Raw genomic sequence first — 1,708 nt, 5'->3', positions numbered from 1 at the left:
GATGCAATAGATTAAAGCGTTTGTTGTCGGTAAAATTTTCCATATTTGCATAAAATCCATTTGATGACTGAGCGATACTAAGTGCAGTTTCTAGATGACTTATACCCTTTGCTGTCTGATATTTTTTACATTTGTTGTAGTTATTTGTGGCAAATTCAGCATTTTAATCCCTATAGAAAGGTTTTTTATAAGTTTGTTTTTGTATAAAATACTTTTTCAATAAGCTATAAATAATATCTCTATAGAAATATAAAAAATAAAAGGAGTAAAATTGCTAAGCTTGATATAAATTCTCAAAGAGTTGCTGTTTTAAATATACTTTTAGGCAGAAAAAAGACTGAAGCGATATGGCACATACAAGATATTATCTTGAATATAGCAAAAGAATTTTGTATGGATAGCATAAATGATATGAAAGAAATTTTAGGCGCAAGTGATGATGATTTTATACAAAAGCTTAAAGAGCTTGATAAGCAAAACGATGAGTATAAAAATGAGCTTGAAAATTTCATTGATTTTACACAGAAAGTTCAAAACTATGGTAGTGGGTTTATTAAAGGACTTGATAACACTTTAAATATATCTAGCTTTGTTTTACAATTTAAACAATATTAGAAGCCTTAAATGTATGATGATCTAAACGGTATAACAAGCGATGTTACAAGCGAGATTTTAAAATTTTTAGATGATTTTAACAATCTTCGTTTTAGCACAGAATATGTATCAAAATTTTCTATTTATATGCTTATGAACTCAAGTCCAAAAGAATTTAAAACAGCCACTGATTTTGCATTGTATTTTTCGGATTTAGCACTAAAAATTGTAAAACACTTAAAACACTTTAGCGACATTTTAGATGAGCTATTTCAACATATATCTAAACACTTAATCGTTAGTAAATTTGTATTTGGTGATGGCACTGGACCGGTTCAGTTCAAACAAGAAATTATTATGCTTTTTTCTTGTGTTTCTAGACTAATCGCATTGGATACGTATTACCGAATAAGCATAATAAACAGCAAAGATAACCAAAGTTTAAGAGAGGCAATGAAGCCTAAAATATCGCAAATGTGCTCAAATGTGTATTTAATAAAATTTTTACCATAATTTTTGTAAATGAGAAAAAATGAGCTATGACAAATCCACAGAGAATAAAGCCGTAGATATGCTTAGAAATGGTAGCAAAAAACAGTTTTCAACAGTAGAAAGTGTAGTCTATTTTTTGTAGTCAATGGAGTATAGAAATCGAGCCAAATCAAGATGACCTAGATATAGAATACAGAACTTATATTATGGCATTTTCCTTTGAAATTTTTGAGCTATTTAATAAACGCCTTTATGGACTTGATGATGCTTTGGCGACAGTTATGTATAAAAAATTTATTTTTGGAGATGACTATATGAGTGCCGCCGATCCACTATTTAGGACTAAATGGCCCGAATTGCTATTTACTTGGGTAAATCAAATGACTACGTTAACTACCTATTACAGCATATCAATTATGGGCGGTAAAAATAAAATGCAAACTCGGCATTTTGTTATAGAGCAGTTTAAATATTTTTGTAATAAACTATTTTCACAAAATCATATTTTTTATTAGGCTCTCTTTAACTTAAGAGAATTTTCTCTTATCAATTTTACTAAATTTGATAGAGATTTTCTTTGTTATTGTACCTAAATTCACACTCTTTTAAGTGTAGAATAAAA

General features: G+C 28.6%; 3 protein-coding genes and 1 pseudogene. 3 read left to right on the top strand and 1 reads right to left on the bottom strand.

Features of this window, described 5'->3' with window-relative positions; all coding sequences use genetic code 11:
• Positions 1-393: 393 nt before the first annotated feature.
• From LQU93_RS09810 to LQU93_RS09800, 3 genes are all read left to right on the top strand, one after another.
• A complete protein-coding gene (locus LQU93_RS09810; protein WP_229933704.1) occupies positions 394-615 on the top strand; it encodes a hypothetical protein in 222 nt (73 codons plus the stop codon).
• 9 nt (positions 616-624) lie between these two features.
• The gene (locus LQU93_RS09805; protein WP_229933703.1) at positions 625-1,107 is read left to right on the top strand and encodes a hypothetical protein; all 483 of its coding nucleotides are present in this window, start codon (positions 625-627) and stop codon (positions 1,105-1,107) included.
• Positions 1,108-1,292: 185 nt separating this feature from the next.
• Positions 1,293-1,601 carry a hypothetical protein gene (locus LQU93_RS09800; RefSeq protein WP_229933702.1) on the top strand — a complete coding sequence of 103 codons (309 nt, stop codon included), beginning with the start codon at positions 1,293-1,295 and terminating at the stop codon, positions 1,599-1,601.
• Here the strand turns inward: LQU93_RS09800 and LQU93_RS09795 are convergent.
• A pseudogene (locus LQU93_RS09795) lies at positions 1,598-1,708 on the bottom strand (IS1595 family transposase); the annotation flags it as partial. The gene LQU93_RS09800 and the pseudogene LQU93_RS09795 overlap by 4 nt on opposite strands.

It is taken from the genome of Campylobacter majalis, assembly GCF_905120465.1.
Lineage (GTDB): Bacteria > Campylobacterota > Campylobacteria > Campylobacterales > Campylobacteraceae > Campylobacter_A > Campylobacter_A majalis.
The sequence above is the reverse complement of the archived record's forward strand: the minus strand, read 5'-3'. Positions and strand labels throughout refer to the sequence as shown.

Coding starts and splice junctions, on each gene's coding strand:
- LQU93_RS09810 (WP_229933704.1), top strand. CDS start 394: ATGGATAGCATAAATGATATGAAAGAAATTTTAGGCGCAAGTGATGAT.
- LQU93_RS09805 (WP_229933703.1), top strand. CDS start 625: ATGTATGATGATCTAAACGGTATAACAAGCGATGTTACAAGCGAGATT.
- LQU93_RS09800 (WP_229933702.1), top strand. CDS start 1,293: ATGGCATTTTCCTTTGAAATTTTTGAGCTATTTAATAAACGCCTTTAT.